This window comes from Pantoea sp. 18059 (assembly GCF_902706165.1).
Taxonomy (GTDB): domain Bacteria; phylum Pseudomonadota; class Gammaproteobacteria; order Enterobacterales; family Enterobacteriaceae; genus Pantoea; species Pantoea agglomerans.
On sequence record NZ_CACSJS010000001.1, the window covers coordinates 829,620 to 853,010 of the forward strand.

The 23,391-nt window shown below is 56.2% G+C and carries 18 protein-coding genes; 10 read left to right on the forward strand and 8 right to left on the reverse strand.

The features are described from left to right. Positions 1-96: 96 nt before the first annotated feature. Positions 97-1,053 (forward strand): universal stress protein UspE, encoded by a 957-nt coding sequence (gene uspE / locus GVJ63_RS03905; RefSeq protein WP_010244683.1) that lies wholly within the window; start codon positions 97-99, stop codon positions 1,051-1,053. 625 nt (positions 1,054-1,678) lie between these two features. Here uspE and pntB read toward each other — a convergent pair. Both pntB and pntA read right to left on the reverse strand, forming a co-directional pair. Then, on the reverse strand, positions 1,679-3,067 hold the full coding sequence (gene pntB / locus GVJ63_RS03910) for a Re/Si-specific NAD(P)(+) transhydrogenase subunit beta (RefSeq protein ID WP_010670206.1): 1,389 nt from the start codon (positions 3,065-3,067) through the stop codon (positions 1,679-1,681). A 3-nt stretch (positions 3,068-3,070) separates the two neighbouring features. Next, positions 3,071-4,603, reverse strand: coding sequence for a Re/Si-specific NAD(P)(+) transhydrogenase subunit alpha (gene pntA / locus GVJ63_RS03915; protein ID WP_010670207.1), 1,533 nt, complete (start codon positions 4,601-4,603; stop codon positions 3,071-3,073). Between the two features lie 540 nt (positions 4,604-5,143). Between pntA and ydgH the strand changes: the two genes are divergently transcribed. Continuing rightward, positions 5,144-6,097 (forward strand): DUF1471 family protein YdgH, encoded by a 954-nt coding sequence (gene ydgH / locus GVJ63_RS03920; protein WP_010244673.1) that lies wholly within the window; start codon positions 5,144-5,146, stop codon positions 6,095-6,097. Positions 6,098-6,303: 206 nt separating this feature from the next. After that, positions 6,304-7,695 carry a basic amino acid/polyamine antiporter gene (locus tag GVJ63_RS03925; RefSeq protein WP_159226451.1) on the forward strand — a complete coding sequence of 464 codons (1,392 nt, stop codon included), beginning with the start codon at positions 6,304-6,306 and terminating at the stop codon, positions 7,693-7,695. Positions 7,696-7,822: 127 nt separating this feature from the next. Here the strand turns inward: GVJ63_RS03925 and GVJ63_RS03930 are convergent, their stop codons facing one another. Continuing rightward, the gene (locus tag GVJ63_RS03930) at positions 7,823-8,236 is read right to left on the reverse strand and encodes a hypothetical protein (RefSeq protein WP_010244668.1); all 414 of its coding nucleotides are present in this window, start codon (positions 8,234-8,236) and stop codon (positions 7,823-7,825) included. Between the two features lie 178 nt (positions 8,237-8,414). Here GVJ63_RS03930 and rstA point away from each other — a divergent pair, with 178 nt between their 5' ends. From rstA to GVJ63_RS03955, 5 genes are all read left to right on the forward strand, one after another. Next, entirely contained in the window at positions 8,415-9,140 is a 726-nt protein-coding gene (gene rstA, locus GVJ63_RS03935; protein WP_010244666.1) for a two-component system response regulator RstA, read from the forward strand. Further along, on the forward strand, positions 9,137-10,438 hold the full coding sequence (rstB, locus tag GVJ63_RS03940) for a two-component system sensor histidine kinase RstB (protein ID WP_031594283.1): 1,302 nt from the start codon (positions 9,137-9,139) through the stop codon (positions 10,436-10,438). Before rstA ends, rstB begins: the two co-directional genes overlap by 4 nt. A 19-nt stretch (positions 10,439-10,457) precedes the next feature. Further along, complete coding sequence (locus GVJ63_RS03945) at positions 10,458-11,945, forward strand: carboxypeptidase M32 (protein WP_159226452.1); 1,488 nt, start codon at positions 10,458-10,460, stop codon at positions 11,943-11,945. A 159-nt stretch (positions 11,946-12,104) separates the two neighbouring features. Continuing rightward, positions 12,105-12,632, forward strand: coding sequence for an acid resistance repetitive basic protein Asr (gene asr / locus GVJ63_RS03950; protein WP_072014592.1), 528 nt, complete (start codon positions 12,105-12,107; stop codon positions 12,630-12,632). 277 nt (positions 12,633-12,909) lie between these two features. Beyond that, complete coding sequence (locus GVJ63_RS03955; protein ID WP_010670211.1) at positions 12,910-13,719, forward strand: serine protease; 810 nt, start codon at positions 12,910-12,912, stop codon at positions 13,717-13,719. 58 nt (positions 13,720-13,777) lie between these two features. Here the strand turns inward: GVJ63_RS03955 and hrpA are convergent, their stop codons facing one another. Next, positions 13,778-17,680: an ATP-dependent RNA helicase HrpA gene (gene hrpA, locus GVJ63_RS03960; protein WP_033767334.1), complete on the reverse strand. Its 3,903-nt coding sequence runs from the start codon at positions 17,678-17,680 to the stop codon at positions 13,778-13,780. A gap of 257 nt (positions 17,681-17,937) precedes the next feature. Between hrpA and azoR the strand changes: the two genes are divergently transcribed. Next, positions 17,938-18,537: an FMN-dependent NADH-azoreductase gene (gene azoR / locus GVJ63_RS03965; RefSeq protein WP_010244651.1), complete on the forward strand. Its 600-nt coding sequence runs from the start codon at positions 17,938-17,940 to the stop codon at positions 18,535-18,537. 64 nt (positions 18,538-18,601) lie between these two features. On the opposite strand, the gene GVJ63_RS03970 is transcribed toward azoR, so the two are convergent. From GVJ63_RS03970 to GVJ63_RS03980, 3 genes are read right to left on the reverse strand one after another with little or no spacing between them, the layout of a single operon-like run. Continuing rightward, entirely contained in the window at positions 18,602-18,940 is a 339-nt protein-coding gene (locus tag GVJ63_RS03970) for a YdbL family protein (protein ID WP_033767337.1), read from the reverse strand. 11 nt (positions 18,941-18,951) lie between these two features. Continuing rightward, entirely contained in the window at positions 18,952-19,140 is a 189-nt protein-coding gene (locus tag GVJ63_RS03975; RefSeq protein WP_009090058.1) for a YnbE family lipoprotein, read from the reverse strand. Beyond that, complete coding sequence (locus tag GVJ63_RS03980; protein ID WP_159226453.1) at positions 19,137-21,767, reverse strand: YdbH family protein; 2,631 nt, start codon at positions 21,765-21,767, stop codon at positions 19,137-19,139. The genes GVJ63_RS03975 and GVJ63_RS03980 overlap by 4 nt, the downstream gene beginning before the upstream one ends. Positions 21,768-21,913: 146 nt before the next feature. Here GVJ63_RS03980 and GVJ63_RS03985 point away from each other — a divergent pair, with 146 nt between their 5' ends. Next, positions 21,914-22,906: a 2-hydroxyacid dehydrogenase gene (locus tag GVJ63_RS03985; RefSeq protein WP_010244644.1), complete on the forward strand. Its 993-nt coding sequence runs from the start codon at positions 21,914-21,916 to the stop codon at positions 22,904-22,906. A gap of 31 nt (positions 22,907-22,937) precedes the next feature. Here GVJ63_RS03985 and GVJ63_RS03990 read toward each other — a convergent pair whose 3' ends face one another. Then, complete coding sequence (locus GVJ63_RS03990; protein ID WP_003853763.1) at positions 22,938-23,213, reverse strand: DUF333 domain-containing protein; 276 nt, start codon at positions 23,211-23,213, stop codon at positions 22,938-22,940. Between the last annotated feature and the right edge of the window lie 178 nt (positions 23,214-23,391).

Below are 23,391 nucleotides of genomic sequence, written 5' to 3' on the forward strand. Positions count from 1 at the left end.
CTTATTTTGTTGATCCGGCAGTAACTTTTTCACTTCTTCCGCTGTGCAACATAGGCTATCTTTATTCCAGTCGCTCTGGTTTAAGGAGAACGCCTCATGTCCCAGTACCAAAATGTTCTGGTCGCCATTGATGCCCAGCAAGACGATCAGCCCGCGCTGCGACGTGCGGTCTATCTGAATCAACGTCTTGGCGGAAGAATTAAAGCCTTCCTGCCTATCTATGACTTCTCATATGAGATGACCACCCTGCTTTCGCCGGATGAGCGCGCGTCGATGCGCCAGGGCGTGATCAGCCAGCGTACCGAATGGATCCGCGAGCAGGCCCGCGCTTACCTTGATGCCGGTGTCGAAATTGACATCAAAGTGATCTGGCACAACCGTCCCTATGAAGCCATTATTCAGGAAGTGCTCGCCCATCAGCATGACCTGGTGCTGAAGATGGCGCATCAGCACGATCGCCTTGAGTCAGTGATTTTCACTCCAACCGACTGGCACCTGCTGCGTAAATGCCCGTGTCCGGTGTGGATGGTTAAAGATCAGCCGTGGCCGGAAGGCGGTAAAGCGATTGTCGCGGTCAATCTTGCCAGCGAAGAGCCGCATCACGATGGCCTGAATCAGAAGCTGATTCGTGAAACGGTGATCCTGGCGGAAAAGGTGAATCAGACCGAAGTGCATCTGGTCGGCGCCTACCCGATTACCCCTATCAATATTGCTATCGAACTGCCCGATTTTGATCCCAGCGTCTACAACGACGCGATCCGTGGTCAGCATCTGGTGGCAATGAAAGCGCTACGGCAGAAGTTCTCGATTGGTGAAGAGTTCACCCATGTGGCTAAGGGCCTGCCGGAAGAGGTCATCCCCGATCTGGCGGCACATCTGGGAGCCGGTGTGGTGGTGCTGGGCACGATTGGACGCACCGGCCTGTCGGCGGCATTCCTCGGTAATACGGCGGAACAGGTGATTGATCATCTGCGTTGCGATCTGCTGGCGCTTAAGCCGGACGATTTCAAATCGCCGATTGACCTGGATGATGAAGAGGATGAGGAGGATTAATCCTCCTCAGAAACAGAGAGGGCGGCTGATTAGCCGTAATGCCTGTCACAGTTAAGCGACAGGTGATAACGCAGTCTGGTGCCGCTCAGGGGCTGGCGGTCCTCGCGCCGCTGCGCGGTTCCTTCACTTCATTCCTCTGCCTGACGGACCGCCGGGGATGGCACATCCTGTGCCGCCCCGCCTTTCGCCCGCGTCCTGCGGGCTCTCCTGGCAGACTCATTCTGTTCAGCGCTGCGGATTGCCTGCTCCTGATCGCCACCGGCCTGCACTGAAGCTTCAGTGCCAGCTGTTAAAAAGGGCACGATAGTGAAGGCCTGAGCGCCTCTGCTGATGAAAGGGTTATCCGCAGCGCTGAGGCGTGACGGTGGGCCAGAAGTCCACGCCGGGAAGCGTGGACAGTTCGGGGCCGGCCAGGGAGGGCCGATCCCCGAACTGTTCGTCGGCACGACGTCAAAGCCGAAGGTACCGCGTGAGCGGCGCGAGGACGGCCCGGCAGCAGCAGAGGTGCTCTGGCCCGCACTGCGGCTCGCTCGCCCGGAAAAAAAGCTGCCACGTCTGACCGTGACAGCCTTTACAAATCTAATCTTAACTGACCAGCATTAGGCTGATTAGCCGCCCTTTTTTATTACAGCGCTTTGAGAATCGCTTCCACGCTGGCTTTGGCATCGCCAAACAGCATCTGGCTATTCTCTTTGAAGAACAGCGGATTCTGCACCCCGGCATAGCCAGTGTTCATTGAGCGTTTGAACACTATCACGTTGTGCGCCTTCCACACTTCCAGCACCGGCATGCCCGCAATCGGACTCCGGGGATCATCCTGCGCCGCCGGGTTGACCGTGTCGTTAGCACCAATGACCAGCACCGTGTCGGTGTCGCTGAAATCGTCGTTGATCTCATCCATCTCCAGCACCACGTCATAAGGCACTTTCGCCTCTGCCAGCAGCACGTTCATGTGACCCGGCAGACGCCCCGCCACCGGATGGATACCGAAGCGCACTTTGATGCCAAGCGCACGCAGTCGGGCAGTCATTTCCGCGACCGGATACTGCGCCTGCGCTACCGCCATGCCGTAGCCTGGGGTGATAATCACCGAGCTGGAAGCCTTGAGCATCTCAGCGGTCTCTTCAGCCGTAATCTCACGATGCTCCCCCGCTTCCTGACTTTCATCGCCACTGCTGGCTTCAGTACCAAAGCCGCCCGCTATCACGCTGATAAACGAACGGTTCATCGCTTTGCACATGATGTAGGAGAGGATCGCACCGGATGACCCCACCAGCGCACCGGTCACAATCAGCAGATCGTTGCTCAACATGAAACCAGCAGCGGCGGCGGCCCAGCCTGAATAGGAGTTAAGCATCGACACCACGACCGGCATATCCGCGCCGCCGATCGACGCGACCAGATGCCAGCCAAACGCCAGCGCAATCACCGTCATCAGCAAGAGTGCAAACACCTGCACAGCCGTGCTGCTGGTGTTAACAAACCACAACAGCAGCAGGAACGAAACCACCAGCGCCAGCAGATTCAGCTTGTGACGATGCGGTAACGCTAACGGCCGTGAAGAGATTTTGCCGCACAGTTTGCCAAACGCCACCAGCGAGCCGGTGAAGGTGACGGCACCGATAAAGATACCGATAAACACTTCACTGAGATGGATATTCTCCATCACCGCTGGCAGGCCAGGCGCATGGTCGATATAGCTGTTGATGCCCACCAGCACTGCGGCCAGACCAACAAAGCTGTGCAGAATCGCCACCAGCTCTGGCATTTCCGTCATTTCGACTTTCTTCGCCAGACGAATGCCGATAGCGCCGCCGATGACCATCGCCAGCAGGATCCAGACCACATTACCGCTGTCCGGGCCAAATATGGTGGCGATCAGCGCAATCGCCATACCGCTGATACCGAAAATATTACCCCGCTTAGAGGTCTCATGACGCGAAAGACCAGCAAGGCTACAGATGAACAGAATCGCAGCCACAATATAGGCTGCAGTGACTAATCCGCCAGACATGTGTTACCCCTTACGAAACATTTTCAGCATGCGCTGGGTGACGGTGAAGCCACCAAAGATATTGATGCTGGCAATCAGCACGGCAATAAAGGAGATAAAGGTGACCCAGCCACCGTGGCCCATCTGCAAGACCGCACCGATAACAATGATGCCGGAAATGGCATTGGTTACGGACATCAGCGGTGTATGCAGCGCATGACTGACGTTCCAGACCACGTAATACCCCACCACGCAGGCGAGCGCGAACACGGTAAAATGGGAGAGGAAGTCGGCCGGTGCCACGTTTGCCAGGCAGCCAAACAGCACAATAGCCAGGGCGATCAGCAGATATTTACGCCACGGTGAAACGGGCTTCGCCTCAATCTTTTCTGACGGCTTCGCGGCGGCAGCGGCAGCCTGTGGCGCGGCGGAGACCTGAATCGGCGGGGCTGGCCAGGTCACTTCGCCATCGCGTACCACGGTGACGCCACGCACCACCACATCTTCGAAATCGACCTGGATTTCGCCATTTTTCTCTTTACACAGCAGCTTGATCAGATTGACCAGATTGGTGCCGTAGAGCTGGGAGGATTGTGTCGCCAGACGGCTGGGCAGATCGGTGTAACCGATGATTTTCACACCATTCGGCGTGACGGTAACCTGGTCAGCGACGGTCAGCGCGCAGTTGCCGCCGGTCTGCGCCGCCAGATCAACAATGACGCTGCCCGGCTTCATGCTGGCGACCATCTCTTCGGTGATCAGTTTCGGAGCCGGTTTGCCTGGGATCAGCGCCGTGGTGACAATGATGTCCACGTCTCTGGCCTGACTGGCAAACAGTGCCATCTCAGCTTTGATAAAAGCCTCGGACATGACCTTGGCATAGCCGTCGCCGCTGCCCGCTTCCTCTTCAAAGTCGAGCTCAAGGAATTCGGCGCCCATACTCTGCACCTGCTCTTTGACTTCGGGACGGGTATCAAACGCCCGGACAATCGCGCCCAGGCTGCCCGCTGCGCCAATCGCGGCCAGCCCGGCAACACCGGCCCCAATCACCATCACTTTTGCCGGTGGCACTTTACCGGCTGCGGTGATCTGACCGGTAAAGAAGCGACCAAATTCATGGGCGGCTTCGACAATGGCGCGATAACCGGCAATGTTCGCCATAGAACTCAGGGCATCCAGTGACTGCGCCCGTGAGATACGCGGCACTGAATCCATTGCCATTACCGTGACCTGACGTGCGGCCAGTTTTGACAGCAGTTCGGGATTCTGTGCGGGCCAGATAAAACTGACCAGCGTGCTGCCCGCACGCGTCAGCGCAATCTCTTCGTCATCCGGCGCATTCACCTTCAGCACGATATCGGACTGCCAGACCTGCTCTCTGTCGCTGAGTGTGGCACCGGCTGCGATATAGCTTTCATCATCGAAGCTGGCGCGTTTACCGGCGTCATGCTCAAGGGTGACGCTGAAACCCAGCTTGATGAGTTGTTCCACGGTCTTAGGCGTGGCGGCCACGCGCGACTCGTTTGGCAACCTTTCCTTGGGTATTCCAATTAACATAGTGTTTCCTTTCATCGGTTAAAGGATGATGGCCCGAACCTGCACCACGAGAGCGCGACTGAAACGCGATTTCAGCCGCTTTTAGACGAAACGCAGGTATTTCAAAGTGTTTATAACCTACTGAAAATGTGACGAGCGATCTACAGCGACTAGGCAGAGTGATGACATTCACCCAATTATGCAGTGTTCTGTTAAGAAACCTGCGTTATCCCACTGCAAAATAGTCTCACAGGCAGATAATCTGCCAGAGATAATTGTACCCGGACGAATTAATCAACAACAAAAACCTTTATTTAACAATGCATTAACTATTTTATCGCTAACAGTTACCGCTTTTAGTGGTAACTATCACTAAAACTGGCCATAACTGCGTTTGATGACAAACAAATGAAAAAATCATGGTTGAATAACGCGATCTGACACAAAAAATCGCTGCGACAGTCTGTTTATAACATGCAATAATCAGCGGCTATTCTGTTATACATCAAGAGTCCAGCACGTTTTCGTACTCATTTTTGCGTAAGGCGAAGGATTATTTTTATGAAGCTGAAGAACACTATTCTGGCGACCACTCTGTTGTCCCTGCTGGCAGCCAACGCATTCGCTGCGCAGGAACTTACGCCAGAAAAAGCGGCCGCGTTGAAGCCATTCGAACGTATTAATATTACCGGCCGTTTCAACGCAATTGGCGACGCTGCCGATGCGGTATCTAAGCGTGCAGATCAGATGGGCGCGGCCTCTTATTACATCCAGGCGATCAACGACAGCAACGGTAACAGCGGTAACTGGCGCGTTACGGCTGACCTCTATAAAGCCGATGCCCCTGCAGCCACAGAGTCAACGACTTACCGTCGTTTCAACGGCGTAAACGAACTACCAAAAGCAGAAGCGTATAAACTCGAACCCTTCGATACCGTTTCGGTCAGCGGCTTCTTTGCCAGCCAGCCGGATGTAAACGACGCAATTTCGAAAGCCGCAAAACAGAAAGGCGCAGCCTCCTTCTTTATCGTTCGCCAGATCGATGCCAACAGCGGCGGCAATCAGTATGTCACCGCCTATGTCTATAAAGCGGATGCTAAAGAGCGCGCGGTGCAGACACCAAATGCGATTCCTGCCGATTCAGAAGCGGGTAAAGCCGCACTGGCAACCGGTGGCGCTGCGGCGGCTAACGTAGAGATTCCAGGCGTGGCCTCGTCTGAAACGCCAAGCAACAAAGTGGGTCGTTTCTTCGAAACCCAAAGCTCTACCGGCAAGCGCTATACCGTTAATCTGCCAAACGGCAAATCGGTGCAGGAAGTGAATGCCATTACTGCTGCTCAGATGCAGCCGTTCGATACCGTAACCTTCACCGGTCACTTCGGTACGCCAACTGAGATTTCAGAAGAAGTGGCGAAGCGTGCGGCGGATAAAGGTGCCAAGTTCTACCACGTTACCCGTCAGTGGCAGAACCAGAGTGGCGGTAACCTGACCGTCACGGCTGACCTGTTTAAGTAATCCTTCTCAGGGCGGCGCCTGCCGCCCTGCTGTTTGCATAATTCCTGCGCTGTTTTGCATAGTCACGCATTGCCATCCCCTGCCACACTCCGTAAAATCCTCCGCCTGTTTTACCGGATATTGTCCCTGTATTGTGCCTTTGGTGTGACATAACCCAGTGACAGAATCCGATTTACCCAGCCATATATGCTAGCGGGAAGGTTGTTTTGGAGAAAAAATTAGGTCTCGGTGCGCTGACGGCGCTGGTGCTCAGCTCTATGCTGGGCGCAGGCGTGTTCAGTCTGCCGCAAAATATGGCTGCAGTGGCCGGTCCGGCGGCGCTGCTGCTGGGCTGGCTGATTACCGGCGTCGGCATCATCTTTCTGTCGCTGGCGATGCTGCTGCTGACCCGCCTTAAACCCGAGCTGGATGGCGGCATCTTTACCTATGCCCGTGCCGGTTTCGGCGAGCTGATGGGCTTCTGCTCCGCCTGGGGCTACTGGCTGTGCGCCGTGATCGCCAACGTCTCCTATCTGGTGATTGTCTTCTCTGCCCTGAGCTTCTTCACCGATACGCCGGACCGGATTATCTTTGGCGATGGCAACACCTGGCAGGCGATGCTGGGTGCATCCGTGCTGCTGTGGCTGGTTCACTGGCTGGTGCTGCGCGGCGTGCAGACCGCTGCCAGCATTAATCTGATGGCGACGCTCGGCAAGCTGGTGCCGCTGCTGCTGTTTATTGTGCTGGCGGTGATGGCGTTCAACTATGATCGCTTCCGCTTTGATTTTTCCGGCGTCACGCTAGGGCAACCGCTATGGGAGCAGGTCAAGCAGACCATGCTGATTACCCTGTGGGTCTTTATCGGCGTCGAGGGAGCGGTGGTGGTTTCTGCACGCGCGCGCCAGAAAAAGGATGTGGGCCGGGCTACACTATTCGCCGTGCTGGCAGCGTTGCTGGTCTATCTGCTGGTGACACTGCTGTCGCTTGGCGTGGTTCCACGTGCTGAACTGGCTGAGATGCGTAACCCTTCCATGGCGGGATTGATGACCCGACTGATGGGCAACTGGGGCGATGCGGTGATTGCGGTGGGTCTGGTTATCTCTGTGTGCGGTGCCTATCTGAGCTGGACGATTATGGCCGCTGAAGTGCCGCTGATCGCTGCGCAACAGGGTGCATTTCCACGCAGTATCTCCCGGCAAAACCGCCATAACGCGCCAGCCGCCTCACTGTGGCTGACCAACGGCAGTATTCAGCTCTGCCTGATCCTGATTGCCCTGACTGGTGCGAACTACAACAACCTGCTGACCATCGCCTCTGAGATGATTCTGGTGCCCTATCTGCTGGTGGGGTTATATCTGATCAAAGTAGTACGCGGACAGCATAAACCGCTGGCGATGGCGGCCGGTATCGGTGCCAGCCTGTATGGCATCTGGCTGCTTTACGCCTCGGGGCCATTGCACCTGATGATGTCTGTGGTGCTCTATACACCGGGCCTGCTGCTGTTTCTGTTTGCACGACGCGGTGGCCGCGCAGAGTTTGCGTTGACTTCGCTGGAGCGGATTGCAATGGGATTGCTGATTGCCGCGACGCTCCCCGCCGTGTGGCAGCTGACGACTTAGCGCCTGGCCCGGCAGGCGTAATGGTTGCAGGCAGTGCGAACCCGGCCAGCGCGGAGCAACCAGGCGTACAGATAGTACGTGAGGATGGTGAGCACTGCCCAGGTTCAGAGCCTGATGGGAGAGGTTCTCAGTGCGACTGCACAGGTATTGAGACACACAGCAGGTCATCCTGCTGTGTCAGATTCAGCGGCCTGGAATATTCATGATGGATCGCGTCCAGCTGCTCCGCCGAAAGCGGATAAGGAAGCTGAATATCGAAGCGACTAATCTGCTGTTGTTCCGCAAGGGTAATCAGGCGCGCGATATTAATTTCGTCGCTGACCTGAGTAGAAATGATTTGTAATGCTAATTCTTTTAACGGGTCGTCACTGCCCTGTAAGCGGTGTGCCGATTTACGTGTCACCATGCCAAATATCGGCATCACACCATAAATAGCATCGACGAAGCTCCAGCGTTTTTTGCAGGAAGCGGAGAGAAAGTCACTGTAATTGAAGCAGATGCGGTCGGGGTATATGGCTGATGCCAGCTCTTTATCAGACACACTAACGCTCCTCATGATAATCATCAATATCCCAAACCTGGCGCAAAAAGGCCGCGCTAATGATTGCACATTTTGCCGGTTATATACCAGCAAGCCACGGATATTTCGTGCGGTAACGTAGAGCTCAGGACCAGGAAAAGATATGCTTCCGTCCATCCCTGTCTCTGCTTTGTGAACTATGAACAAAATTGTTTATGTAGAAGATGAACCCGAAGTGGGCTCACTGATTGCGGCCTATCTGGGTCGTCATGATATTGAGGTGATTGTCGAGATGCGCGGCGACCGTGCTGAAGCGGTCATTGCCGAACAGCAGCCCGATCTGGTGATGCTGGATATCATGTTACCAGGCAAAGATGGCATGACTATCTGCCGTGACCTGCGGGCCAACTGGCAGGGGCCGATCGTGCTGCTCACCTCACTGGACAGCGACATGAACCATATTCTGGCCCTGGAGATGGGTGCGCAGGATTACATTCTGAAAACCACGCCGCCGGCGGTACTGCTGGCCCGCCTGCGCCTTCATCTGCGTCAGTCGCAGCAGGGACAGCCGGACGATGCGCCCAGCGCACCCGCCGCCAACCGTATGCTGCGTTTTGGCTCGCTGACCATCGATGCGCTGAACCGCCAGGTCACGCTGTTTGACGAGCAGATCGCCCTTTCTACCGCGGATTTCGATCTGCTGTGGGTACTCGCCAGCCATGCGGGCCAGACGCTTAACCGTGATGCGCTGCTGAAAACGTTGCGCGGGGTCAGCTATGACGGCCTTGACCGCAGCATCGACGTGGCCATCTCCCGGTTGCGCAAAAAGCTGCACGACAGCGCCACCGAGCCATTCCGCATTAAAACCATTCGTAACAAAGGCTATCTTTTTGCGCCCCAGGCCTGGGATACCCGCGGACTATGAGAAAGCTTTTTATTCAGTTTTATCTGCTGCTGTTTGTCTGCTTTCTGGTGATGGCGCTGCTGGTGGGACTGGTCTACAAGTTCACCGCTGAACGTGCGGGCCGCCAGTCGATGAATGACCTGATGGCCAGTTCGCTCTACCTGATCCGCAGCGAACTGCGCGAGATCCCGCCGCGTGACTGGAATAAAACCATCAAGAGTCTCGATCTCGGCCTGTCGTTCGACCTGCACATCGAGCCGATGAATAAATATCAGCTTGATGAAGGCAACATGCGTCGGTTGCGCGCCGGAGAGATCGTGGCGCTCGACGATCAATACACCTTTTTGCAGCACATTCCGCGCAGCCACTACGTGTTGTCAGTCGGGCCGATTCCCTATCTCTTCTATCTGCATCAGATGCGACTACTGGATATTGCCCTGCTGATCTTTATAGGGATGTCGCTGGCGCTGCCGGTGTTTATCTGGCTGCGCCCCCACTGGCAGGAGATGCAGCGACTGGAAAAAGCGGCTCAGCGCTTTGGCCGTGGCGAGCTGGACGTGCGCACCCATTTTGACAGCACCTCCAGCCTGTTCCGGCTCGGCATCGCCTTTAACCAGATGGCTGAGAACATCAATACGCTGGTTGCCAGTAAGAAGCAGCTGATAGACGGTATTGCGCATGAGCTACGCACACCGCTGGTGCGCCTGCGTTACCGGCTGGAGATGAGCGACAACCTCACTGATAGCGAACGGGTGGCGCTGAATCGCGATATCGGCCAGCTCGAAAGCCTGATTGAGGAGCTGCTTACCTATGCGCGTCTTGACCGGCCGCGCGTCGATCTCAATCTGAAATCGCTGGATCTGGCCAACTGGCTGCGCGAACGGCTTGACGATTTCCGCACTATCAATCCCGACGTGCGGCTCGACCTTGAGCTGCCGCAGCGTGAAAACATCGGCATTTCTGATACCCGCCTGATGGAGCGGGTACTGGATAACCTGGTCAACAATGCACTGCGTTATGCGCAACAGCGGCTGCGCGTCAGTTTGTGGTTCGACGGTCCGATAGGGTGTCTGCAGGTGGAAGATGACGGTCCCGGCATTCCGCCTGAAGAGCGTGAACGGGTTTTCGAACCCTTTGTCCGGCTGGACCCCAGCCGCGATCGCGCTACAGGCGGCTGCGGACTGGGACTTGCGATTGTGCACTCTATTGCCCAGGCGCTGAGCGGCAATGTGACTATTGAATCCAGTCCGCTGGGCGGCGCCAGCGTTCGCTTTTGCTGGCCGGTTGATCTAACCTTGCGGGAAATTCCGCTGCGTTAAAAACCACAAGGAGTCTTACGTGACCTCAGCGTATCAACAACTTACCAAGACGTTCCTGCGCCTTTCCCGTTTCAGCCACGTCACGGCCATCGCCGGATGTGACATGCAAACCACCATGCCGCCGGGCGGCAGTCAGGCGCGTGGTGAAGCGCTGGCCGAAATGAGCGTGTTGCAGCACCAGATCCTCACTGCCCCTCAGGTTGGTGAGTGGCTCAGGGCCGCAGAGCAGCAGTCACTCAACGATGTTGAGCGGGCCAATCTTAACGAGATGCAGCGCGCTTACCAGCAGGCCACCCTGCTGCCTGATGATTTTGTTGAAGCCAAATCAATCGCCGGCTCGGTATGTGAACATGCATGGCGCACTCAGCGTCCCGCCAACGACTGGCAGGGCTTCGCCGCCAATCTCAAAGAGGTGGTGCGTCTGAGCCGCGAAGAGGCCCAGCGCCGCGCCGACGCCACTGGCTGCTCGCGTTACGATGCGCTGCTGGATCTTTATGAACCGGGGATGACCCGCGCCCGGCTGGATGAAACCTTTGGCGAACTGAAAACCTGGCTGCCCGATCTGTTACAGCAGGTCGTGGAAAAACAGGCGCAACAGACTGTTGTCACGCCGCAGGGGCCGTTCGCCCTGCCTGCTCAGCGTCAGCTCGGCCTGAGCATCATGGAAACGCTGGGTTTCGACTTCAACCATGGCCGGCTGGATATCAGTGCGCATCCCTTCTGCGGTGGCGTGCCGGAAGATGTGCGTATTACCACCCGTTACAACGAGAATGAGTTTCTCAGCGCCCTGATGGGCGTGATCCACGAAACCGGCCACGCCCGCTATGAGCAAAATCTGCCGCAGCAGTGGCGCGGTCAGCCGGTGGCGCTGGCGCGCTCCACCGCTATCCACGAATCACAAAGCCTGTTTATGGAGATGCAGCTTGGTCGCAGCCGCGAATTCCTGCAGCGCATTCTGCCGCAGGTGATCGCCACCTTTGGCGACCAGCCTGCCCTGCAGGCGGATAATTTTGTACGCCTGACCCAGCAGGTTAAGCCTGGCCTGATCCGGGTTGACGCCGATGAGCTCAGCTATCCGGCGCATGTCATTCTGCGTTATGAAATCGAGCAGGCGCTGATTGAAGGCGAGATTGAGGTTGAGGATATCCCGGCGCTGTGGGATGAGAAAATGATGCAGTCGCTGGGTCTGGATACCCGGGGTAACTACCGCGATGGCTGTATGCAGGATATCCACTGGACCGACGGCGCCTTTGGCTACTTCCCGACCTATACGCTGGGCGCGATGTACGCCGCACAGCTGTTCCGCTCGGTACATCTTGCGATTCCTCAGCTCAGCGAGCTGATTCAGCACGGTGAGCTGCAGCCGGTATTCGACTGGCCGCAACAGAACATCTGGCAGCACGGCAGCCGTTTCTCTACCGATCAGCTGCTGATCAACGCCACCGGCGAAGCGCTGAATCCGGCTTTCTTCCGCCAGCACCTTGAACAACGTTACCTGAATAGCTAAGCTCTCGGGCGGTCAGCTGACCGCCCTTTCCCGCCTTTGTACAATCGGTTACACGCCGATACCAAACACCCACGGACACCGTTCATTGATATCCCTATAGTCTCTTCACCGGCCCCGCAGTGGGCTACACATGAAAAAATAGTCTTCGAGGGATTTGCAATGAAAAAATTATTTGCACTGGTTGTCGCCGCTGCTATGGGTATGTCTTCTGTTGCTTTCGCTGCTGACACCACAGCTGCTCCAGCTGCTGCGCCAGCCGCAACAACCACTACTACCGCTGCAGCACCGGCTAAAACCGTTCACAAAACTGCGCACAAGAAACACCATAAAGCGGCTCAGAAAGCGCAGGCTGCTAAGAAACACCACAAAAAAGCTGTGAAAAAAGATGCCGCGCAGAAAGCGCAGGCTGCTAAAAAAGTTCACCACAAAAAAGCCACTAAACCAGCTGCTCAGAAAGCCCAGGCCGCTAAAAAAGTTCACCACAAAAAAGCCACTAAACCAGCTGCTCAGAAAGCCCAGGCCGCTAAAAAAGTTCACCACAAAAAAGCCACTCAGCCAGCCGCTCAGAAAGCCCAGGCTGCTAAAAAAGTTCACCACAAAAAAGTAGCTAAACCAGCTGCACAGAAAGCTCAGGCTGCTAAAAAAGTTCACCACAAAAAAGTTGTGAAACCAGCAGCTAAAAACTAAGGTCGCCTTCAGCGCACGGCCACGAGATGATGATTAAAAACACCCGGTTCTGCCGGGTGTTTCTTTACTGGAGTGGATGATATGGTGCGTCGCTATCGCTTCGAAATTATTCTGCTGGTGATGATCCTGTGTGGCATTGTTGCAGCAAGCTTTTTTGTTTAACCGCTGTAGCGTACTGATTAACCAATAAAACTCCCTTTTTCAACGCTCACCGACTATAGTTACCGTACTTACGTAATAACAATAACGTTAATTTTTTCTCGCCATTGAGATTTCTATGCGCCTGGCTACCCTGTTAATGGTTGGACTCTTCAGCTTTGCCACCACGGTTCATGCCGATGATGACGATGACTCGCCTACTCCTGCTGAAATTAAGATGCTGTTTTTCGGTAAGGATCATCGCCAGGCAATCACCGATATTACCGCTGCCCCCTGGGATGCCATTGGTCAGCTGGAAACCGAAAGCGGCAACCTCTGTACTGCCACACTCATCTCTCCGCATCTGGCGCTGACCGCCGGACACTGCCTGCTTGCCCCGCCGGGTAATTTCGATAAGCCGGTTGCGCTGCGATTTATGGCCAGCGATAAAGGCTGGCGCTACGAGCTTCATGATATTGATGCGCGGGTTGAACCCTCGCTGGCGTCAAAGTTAAAAGCGGATGGTGAAGGCTGGATCGTGCCGAGCAGTGCAGCCCCCTATGATTACGGCATCGTGATTTTACGCAATCCGCCCTCAGCGATTACGCCTATTCCGCTGTTCGATGGCTCACGCAGCGATCTCACTGCGGCGCTGAAGCTGACCGGACGCAAAGTGACGCAGGCAGGCTATCCGGCTGATCATCTGGACACGCTTTACTCCCACAGCGATTGCCTGATCACCGGCTGGGCGCAGCGCGCCGTGCTGTCGCATCAGTGTGACACCCTGCCAGGTGACAGTGGTTCGCCACTGCTGCTCAACAGCGATAAAGGCTGGCAGTTAATCGCGGTACAAAGCTCAGCACCGGCTGCGAAAGATCGCTACCTGGCTGATAACCGCGCGATTTCGGTCACCTCGTTTAAAGATAAGCTGGAATCCCTGGCGCAGTAGTCCGCACTCTCACTCCCCATCATCGGATGCGCGCCGGTTACGGCGCGCATCCCGGCGTTTAACCCGCTATCTGCTCCATCATCTGCAGAATACGCTTATCTGAGATGGGATAAGGCGTACCCAGCTGCTGAGCAAAGTAACTGATACGCAGCTCTTCGATCATCCAGCGGATATTTTGCACCTCTTCATCATCCTGACGCTGCGGCGGCAACTTGTTGCGCCACGCCTGATAAGCCTGTTCCACTGCCTGTACTTTTAACATCCGCGCACGATCGCTGTGCGGATCGGCAGGCAGTTTTTCCAGTCGGCGCTCAATCCCATGCAGATAACGCAGCGTATCGGCCAGTCGCTGCCAGCCGTTGCCGGTGACAAAGCCGCGATAAACCAGGCCACTTAACTGCGCTTTGATGTCAGATAACGCCAGCGCCATGGTCATATCGACCCGGCCCTTCAGACGCTTATTAATGTTGAAGACTGCCGTCAGGATCTGCTCGACCTGCTTCGCGATGGTCACCACGGTTTCGTTAAGTTCGCCGCGCACTTTGTCACGCAACTGCTCAAAAGAGGTTTGATCCCAGGCCGGTCCGCCCGCTTCCCCCATCAGCTTGTCGATGCCACAGGCGATGCAGTCGTCAATCAGCTCCAGCACTTTGCCATAAGGGTTAAAGTAAAGTCCGAGCTTGGCTTTGTTCGGCAGCTTCTCGTGCAGATACTTAACCGGTGACGGCACATTCAGCAGCAGCAGACGACGCTGACCGCGCCACATCATTTTTTGCTGCTCCTGCTCGCTGTCAAACAGACGAATGGCGACGCTCTCTTTCTCGTCGACCAGCGCAGGCCAGGCTTTAACCTGGTAGCTGCCGCGCTTCTGTTCATAACTGCGTGGCAGATCGCCAAAACTCCAGATATGCAGCCCGCTCTGCTCCAGCCCGTCATCCGCCACTTTCGACAGCGTTTCCTGCACTTTGTCTTTCAGCTGTGCCTTAAGCGCAGTGAGATCTTTGCCTTCCAGCAGTTTACGGTTGTGCTCGTCGACTACCCGGAACGTCATTTTCAGATGATCGGGCACCTGTTCCCACTGCCAGCTTTCCCGCTCCAGCGTGACGCCGGTCATGCGGCGAAATTCCCGCGCCAGCGCATCAGGCAGCGGCATCTCCATCGCTTTCACTCTTCCTAAGAACGCTTCGGCGTAGTTGGGCGCCGGCACCAGGTTGCGTCGCAGCGGCTTGGGCAGCGACTTAATCAGTGCGATGATTAGTTCACGGCGTACACCGGGGATCTGCCACTCAAAACCGCTATCCTCTACCTGGTTCAGCAGCGGCAGCGGAATATGTACCGTCACGCCATCCGCATCTGCGCCAGGCTCAAACTGATAACTCAGCTTAAGTTTGAGGTTGCCCTGATGCCAGAAGTTGGGGTAGTCGAGCTGACTGACTTTATCCGCGCCCTCTTTGATCAGCATCTGCTTGTCGAAATTCAGCAGTTCTGCGTTTTCGCGACTGGCCTGTTTCCACCAGCTGTCGAAATGCTTCGCCGAGACCACCTCTTTGCCAATGCGCTGGTCATAAAAAGCAAACAGCGTTTCGTCATCAACCAGAATGTCGCGGCGACGGGATTTGTGTTCCAGATCTTCCACTTCGCTGCGCAGCTTCTGGTTTGCGCGGAAGAAGGCGTGCCGGGTCTGCCAGTCGCCCTCCACCAGCGCGTGACGAATAAACAGTTCACGGCTCAGGGTGGGATCGATGCTGCCATAGTTAACTTTACGGGCGGCGACAATCGGCAGGCCATAGAGCGTGACTTTTTCGGTGGCCATCACCGCGCCCTGCGATTTCTCCCAGTGCGGTTCACTGTAGCTGCGCTTGATCAGATGCTGTGCCAGCGGCTCAATCCACTCCGGTTCAATACGGCCCGCCGTGCGGCCCCACAGGCGGCTGGTCTCGACCAGTTCCGCCACCATGGTCCACTTCGGCGGCTTTTTAAACAGCCCGGAGCCAGGGAAGATCGCGAAGCGGGTATTGCGCGCGCCGGTATACTCCTGCTTATCGGTGTCTTTCTGCCCGATATGCGACAGCAGACCGCTTAACAGCGCGCAGTGGACGGGCTGCAGCTCAGCCGGTTCACTGTTAACCGGAATGCCCAGTTCACGCACCACCTGCCGCAACTGGGTGTAGATATCCTGCCATTCCCGCACGCGCAGATAGTTAAGGAAATCGCTTTTGCACTGGCGGCGGAAAACATTCCCGGACAGCGCTTTCTGCTGCTCCGCCAGGTAGTTCCAGAGATTCACATAGGCGAGGAAGTCGGAGTCTTTGTCGGCAAAGCGCCGGTGCTTCTCATCGGACGCCTGCTTTTTATCTGCCGGACGCTCACGCGGGTCCTGAATCGACAGGCCAGCGGTGATAATCATCACTTCGCGCACGCAGCCAAATTTCTGCGCTTCCAGCACCATCCGCGCCAGGCGGGGATCCACCGGCAACTGCGCCAGCTGACGCCCGGAACCGGTGAGCTTGTAGTGACCGGTCTCTTCGTTCAGGGTCAGCGCGCCCAGCTCTTCCAGCAGGCGGACGCCATCCTGGATATTGCGCTTATCGGGCGCTTCCACAAACGGGAAGGCGGCGATATCGCCGAGGCCCAGCGAGGTCATCTGCAGGATCACTGACGCCAGGTTGGTGCGCAGGATTTCAGGATCGGTAAAGGCCGGACGACTCAGGAAGTCATCTTCCGCGTAGAGACGGATACAGATACCGTCTGATACGCGGCCGCAACGCCCTTTACGCTGGTTGGCAGACGCCTGTGATATCGGTTCAATCGGCAGGCGCTGCACTTTGGTACGGAAACTGTAACGACTGATACGCGCCGTACCGGGATCGATCACATATTTAATCCCAGGCACCGTCAGCGAGGTTTCCGCGACGTTGGTCGCCAGCACGATACGACGGCCACTGTGCGACTGAAACACCCGGTTCTGTTCAGCGTTCGACAGCCGTGCATAGAGCGGCAGCACTTCGGTGTGTGGCAGATCGCGTTTGTTCAGCGCGTCGGCGGTATCACGTATTTCACGCTCACCACTCATGAAGATCAGGATATCGCCCCGACTTTCCCGGCCCAGCTCATCTACGGCATCAAAAATCGCCTGCAGCTGGTCACGATCGCCATCATCCGCCTCTTCGATCACCGGCCGATAGCGCACTTCAACCGGATAGGTCCGGCCTGAGACTTCAATCACCGGCGCATTATTGAAATGACGCGAGAAACGCTGTGGATCGATGGTGGCGGAAGTGATAATCACTTTCAGATCGGGCCGACGCGGCAGCAGCTCACGCAGATAACCGAGCAGGAAATCGATATTCAGGCTGCGTTCGTGCGCTTCATCAATAATGATGGTGTCATATTGCATCAGCAGACGATCCTGCTGGATCTCCGCCAGCAGAATCCCGTCGGTCATCAGTTTAATCTGCGTCAGGTCACTGACCTGGTCGTTAAACCGTACTTTATAGCCGACGCAGCCGCCCAGCGAAGTGCTGAGTTCATCGGCAATGCGATTCGCCACGGTACGTGCGGCCAGACGGCGCGGCTGCGTATGACCAATCAGACCCGTCACACCACGTCCCAGCGCCAGACAGATTTTCGGCAGCTGCGTGGTTTTGCCCGAGCCGGTTTCACCGGCGACAATCACTACCTGGTGATCGCGAATCGCCTCAGCAATATCCTGCTGCTTCTGACTGACCGGCAGATTGTCCGGGAAGGTAATGGCTGGCGTGGCCGCACGGCGCTGGGCCACGCGCTGCTCGGCAGCGATAAAGTCCTGCTCAAGCTCGCTGGCAATGCCCTGCTGTGCCTCGGGGTTTTTAGCTTTTCTGGCACCCTGTAAACGGCGCTGTAACCGCTGGCGATCGCGCAGCATTACACCGTCGAGGCGTGACCAGAGCGCTGCCAGTGGGGAAGTATCGGGAGATGACATAATAGTGACGTACCTTACTCAGACGGTGTCGCTGCCTGAAGCAGCGCCCTGCAAGCCGGGATAACCAGCTGATTCAATAAAAATAATTGCGCGCATCATAGCACATTCTGAACTGTTCCGGCGGATGGCCCCGGTTACGCTTATTCAATAAATTCGAACATGGGTCTCGAAATATTGCGCTTTCACCGCGCCATCGATAACCGTAGAGTGTAAACCATTGAGCGGAAAGTCTTCCGCGTAACAGACAGGAAACCACCATGAGCAAAGTTTTAGTTCTGAAATCAAGCATTCTTGCAGGCTACTCACAATCAAGCCAGCTCGCTGACTTCTACATCGAACAGGCAAAGGCCCAGGGTAAAGAGGTTACCGTACGTGACCTGGCGGCTAACCCGATCCCGGTACTGGATGGCGAGTTAGTGGGTGCAATGCGTCCCTCTGATACCCCGCTGTCACCTCGTCAGCAGGAGGCTCTGGACCTGTCTGATGAACTGATTGCAGAACTGCAGGCTCATGATGAAGTGGTGATTGCCGCGCCGATGTACAACTTCAACATCCCGACGCAGCTGAAAAACTATTTCGACCTGATTGCTCGTGCTGGCGTAACGTTCCGTTACACCGAAGCAGGCCCGGAAGGTCTGGTTAAAGGCAAAACGGCAGTCGTTATCTCCAGCCGTGGCGGCATTCACAAAGATACCCCAACTGACCTGCTGACCCCTTACGTCAAGCTGTTCCTGGGCTTCATCGGCATCACTGACGTTGAGTTCGTGTTTGCTGAAGGCATCGCTTACGGTCCGGAAGTGGCCAGCAAAGCGACCGCTGAAGCGAAAGACGCTATCAAGCAGATCGTGACGGCATAAGTCTCACTCATCTCAGGATGACGCTGTAAAAGACCGGGCCATGCGCCCGGTTTTTTTTCGCCGGTTACTGACTGCTCTCTGCCGTTTTTCTCAGCCACTGACCGTTAATGCCGCGCACATACTCCCCCCCTGCCGCACGGCTCACCAGCTTCTGTCCGGCAATACTGGCGACATCGGCCGTGGAGAGATTATTCTGTTCTGCCAGTCGCTGATACTCCTGCTGACGTCCGGCATTAATACGCTGCACCAGCGCCAGCGTTTCACTATCCTGCGCACGTGCCGCCAGATAGCCGGAGAGCGTTTCACCTGCCCGCCCCGATTGCCGCGCCTGATCCAGCGTCAGTGCCCAGGCAGGCTGCGCCATCGTCAGAGCGAGGAACAGCACCGCGCTTATGCGTTTCATCGTAGCTCTCCTCAGAACAGACCGCTCTGGTTTTTCAATAGCGCTTCCACGTCTTTATCGACTTTGATGTGGATCTCATGTTCGATTTTCACGTTCATGTTGATGGTGATGGGATCTTTAGGTGCCGTGACTTCAATGCGCGGCACGCAGCCGATACTCAGCAGTCCGGCTGCCAGAACCAGTAATGCCCTCAGGCTCATGGTGAAGTGTCCTTGTTGGATGGCAAATTCGCATGTTGCTCTAACCAGGATTGCAAATTATCGCCAAAGCGCAGGCTGCGCCAGAGCTGAAACAGGTTTTCCTGATGATGATAGTTGAGATTAACCGTCTGACGACGGTTACTGAACTGGCTGACGCCCTGCACCTGCGCCTCCATGGTGAGGTCGCCAAGATTATCCAGATTGATCGTGGCCCAGCTGCGGGAGACTTCCATATAACGTAACCAGTCCAGCGCGGCGCCCGTCGCCACGTTATTGCGGGTAATCGCATCCGCCATATCTTTATCCAGCCGGAAGGTCAGCGGACCGCTGTTGGCAATCCACCCTTTCTCCACCAGCCAGTGTGGATTATTGAGCCACAGCGGCAGCTCACCGTTGACCTTGCCCGACATGGCAAACTGTTTAGGTTTCAGCGCCGTCACCAGCTCGCTGAGGCTGATATTGCGCAGCGACACCCGGGCTGGCTCATGCTGCGGCATGCGCAAAGCGGGCAGCGTAATTTGTCCGCCCAGCAGATCAAGGCTGACATCCTGCAACGTCAGCGGCGCCTGTTCGGACCACGGCCAGTTACCCTGCAGGTCAGCGCGAATATTCTGCATCGCAAACTGGTTCTTAACCTCGGCAATGCGCAGTGATACCGGGCCATGCTGACCAAACTGCCATTGCTGCTCATGGAATCTGAACGGCAGCGAGAAGTCGATACCGTTAACCTGGCTGTCAGGCGTCCAGATGCTGCCCTGTTTTACCGTCCAGTGGCCTCCCGCCTGGAAACCCTGTTCACTTGCGGCGGAAAAAGCGACCTGTGCCTGCAAACGGCCGCCCTGGATCTGCATTTTCATGTCGGGGCTGAGCAACGGCTGAAACACCGTCAGCGACTGTGCCGGCCACCAGGCCTGGCCGCGCAGCCGTTCGCCATCCCAGCGGCCGTTAACCCGCAGCGGGCCAACCTTGCCCGCCTGTAAACTGCCTCGCCAGATAAAATAGCCGGGATCACGACCTTTAGCCTCAAAGTCGAGCGTGGAGTCTGCCAGATGTCCGCCATAGCTGAAGCGGGTCTCTCCTGCCTGCAGGCGGAAATGCCCATTGAACGCCGGATGCGCCGCATCACGCTGCCAGTTTACCGGTTTAGTTAGTGTCAGACGCGGTTTTGCAACGTTGACACTGCCATACGCCAGCTGATTAAAACCGGTGGACAAGGTATCCAGATGGATCAGGGTGTCGTGCCAGCCGCCCGTGCCTTTAACATCCCAGCGCGCCTGCAGCGGCAGCATCTCGCCACCTCCCCAGTAGCGCCAGTTCCATTCGCCCTTATCGGGCCAGAAATCATTGGCGCGGCCATTGAGATGCAACCGGAAGCGGCCAAAACTGGCATCGTGCGTATTCAGAATGGCCTGCAGGCGGCCATCAATACCCTGCGAGGAGAGTCGTACGCCCGCCAGCGGCCAGCGCGCTTCGTCCACTTCCAGCGTTGACAGCAACCGGCCCCGCAGGCGCAGCAGCGATTTAGGTTGCAGCACCAGTTGAGGATCGAGGATCGAGCCGCTGAGCACGCCCGGAATGGAGCCGTAAAGTTGCAGGTCGGCCAGCTTGCTTTCGCCGGTTAGCTGAAACGGCAGGTTGCTGTTGGTCAGGCTGAGGTTGCCGGGACCAACGCCGAGCACCACGTTACCCTTGCCGCCGCGTCCCTGGGTCAGCAGGTTAACGCGACCGCTAATCTGGCTACTTTCAAGGCCAGACTGCCAGTTATCCAGCGTCAGGTTAACAAACCCTGATAGCGGCTGAGCCTCCAGCGGCCAGAAGTATTCGCCCTTTTCAATCCGAATCTGATCGCGGCTGATCTGCCACGGCAGTCTGAGAAGCGGCCTGGTCACTTCGGCCATTGCCACGCGTAACTCGCCCTGCTGCTGCTGCCAGTTAAGCGTCAGCTTCAGGGGATGCGGCAGCGCGTCCAGCGCCAGCTGTCCGGTCACCTCGCCATTCACTGGCAGATCAGTGGCAAAAGTGGGTAACGCCAGATGACCACTCAGCGTGACGGGTTCAGGAAGTGCGGGATGGGTGAGCGTCAGGCGACTGATAGCGAGCTGCTGACCAGTCAGCGTTGCCGCCAGCTGCAGATTATCGCCCTGATAACTGAGTTGCTGACGATCTTTTTCCAGCGTCAGATCCAGCGCGCCCGCATACGTCTGCCACGGCGTAACAATTAATTTGCCCAGATGAACGTCGGCGCCAGGCAGCATTGCCTGCCATTCGGCCAGCGTTTTGGGGGCTGCCGTGCTGCCATCACTGGCCGGTAATTTTTGCAGGCAGGTGCTATCCAGCGTCAGCTCTGACGCATTCAGTTTCCAGCGCGACTGATGCCAGCCCAGCGATACCCCCTTTACCGTTGCCAGGGAGCAATCCCCTGCGAGATAACGAAGTTGTGGCAACCACAGGCCACCCTCCCGCCAGCGCGGTGCGCCCGACAGCTCAATGCGGGTATCTTCAGGTAGCCAGATGCCGACCAGCCGCGGCAGCCATTGCGTGACAGTCAAGATCAGGCCGAGCAGCAGCAGAATCAGCGCCAGAATGGCGGCCAGCCGTCGCCGGAACATCCGTGGCATAAAAGCCATAATCCTTTTCCTTACAGTATCCTGACAACGATGATGGCATGTAATCTGCCAGAGGTGAAGGTCTGCGTCGGACACAAGTCAGCTGTTTCAGCAAAGTCAGTCAGAAAACGTTATCCTTGCTCTATCACCTCTGCAGGAGCACAACGATGAAAATCGCGGTTTACAGCACCAAACATTACGATCAGAAATACCTTGAGCAGGTCAATCAGCAGTTCGGCTTTGAACTAGTTTTTTTTGACTTTTTACTCTCTGAAAGCACCGCCAAAACCGCTGTGGGTTGCGATGCCGTCTGTATCTTTGTAAACGATGACGGCAGTCGCCCGGTGCTGGAAGAGCTGGCCGGGCTGGGTGTGAAATATATCGCGCTGCGCTGTGCCGGTTTCAATAATGTTGATCTGGCTGCTGCAAAAGAGCTGGGTCTGGAAGTGGTGCGCGTGCCGGCCTACTCACCGGAAGCGGTCGCTGAACATACTATCGGCCTGATGATGACCCTGAATCGCCGTATTCATCGCGCTTATCAGCGTACCCGTGACGCAAACTTTTCGCTCGACGGCCTGACCGGTTTCAACATGCATAACAAAACCGCGGGTGTTATCGGTACCGGTAAAATCGGGATTGCGACGATGCGGATTCTGAAAGGTTTTGGTATGCGGCTGCTGGCGTATGATCCCTACCCGAGTGAGCAGGCGCTGGAACTGGGCGCGGAATATGTCGATCTGAAGACGCTGTTTGCTGAATCCCACGTCATTACCCTGCACTGTCCGCTGACGCCGGAGAATCATCATCTGCTCAACGCCGACGCGTTTAAACAGATGCGTGATGGGGTGATGGTTATCAACACCAGTCGTGGTGGTCTGATTGATTCACAGGCGGCGATTGACGCGCTGAAACAGCAGAAAATCGGCGCGCTCGGCATGGATGTTTATGAGAATGAACGTGATCTGTTCTTTGAAGATAAGTCGAATGATGTGATTCAGGACGATGTGTTCCGCCGTCTGTCGGCGTGCCATAACGTGTTGTTCACCGGCCATCAGGCGTTTTTAACCGCCGAAGCGCTGACCGCCATTTCTGAAACGACACTGAATAATCTCAGCCAGCTCGACCGGGGTGAAAACTGCCCGAACCGGCTCTCTGCCTGACTGTGCGGGCCGGAGCAATCCGGCCTGATCATCAGCGCGCGCAATTCCCGCCAATTAACGCCTGCTCATCACAGCGACGTCCATTGACTAACTGACACATCCCCACTCTTGAGCCATCCAGCTGATGCGAAAATGCCAGCGTTCCACCCGCATTTGAACAGGTGCTTTCTGCCAGGGAAGACATCACCACCCGTGGCTGGATGTGGGCGGCGGTGGCTTGTTGCGGTGGCTCGTTATCATCACTGTTGCTGCTGCAGGCAGAGAGTAATAATGCGGCACCGGCCAGCAAAAAGGTGGCTGCTTTCATCAGTCGGACTCCGGGAAGTGGGGGAAAAGGCTGGCTCAGCATATGTCAGGCAGCACAACGGGTCGAGAGGTGAAACAGCTTTTTACAAAATTCTCCGGCGTCATTTGCAAGCAGAATTATCTTGTTTACCTGTTATCGCTGAACTGTCACCCTTTTTCGGCCCTTATTAATTCGGAGT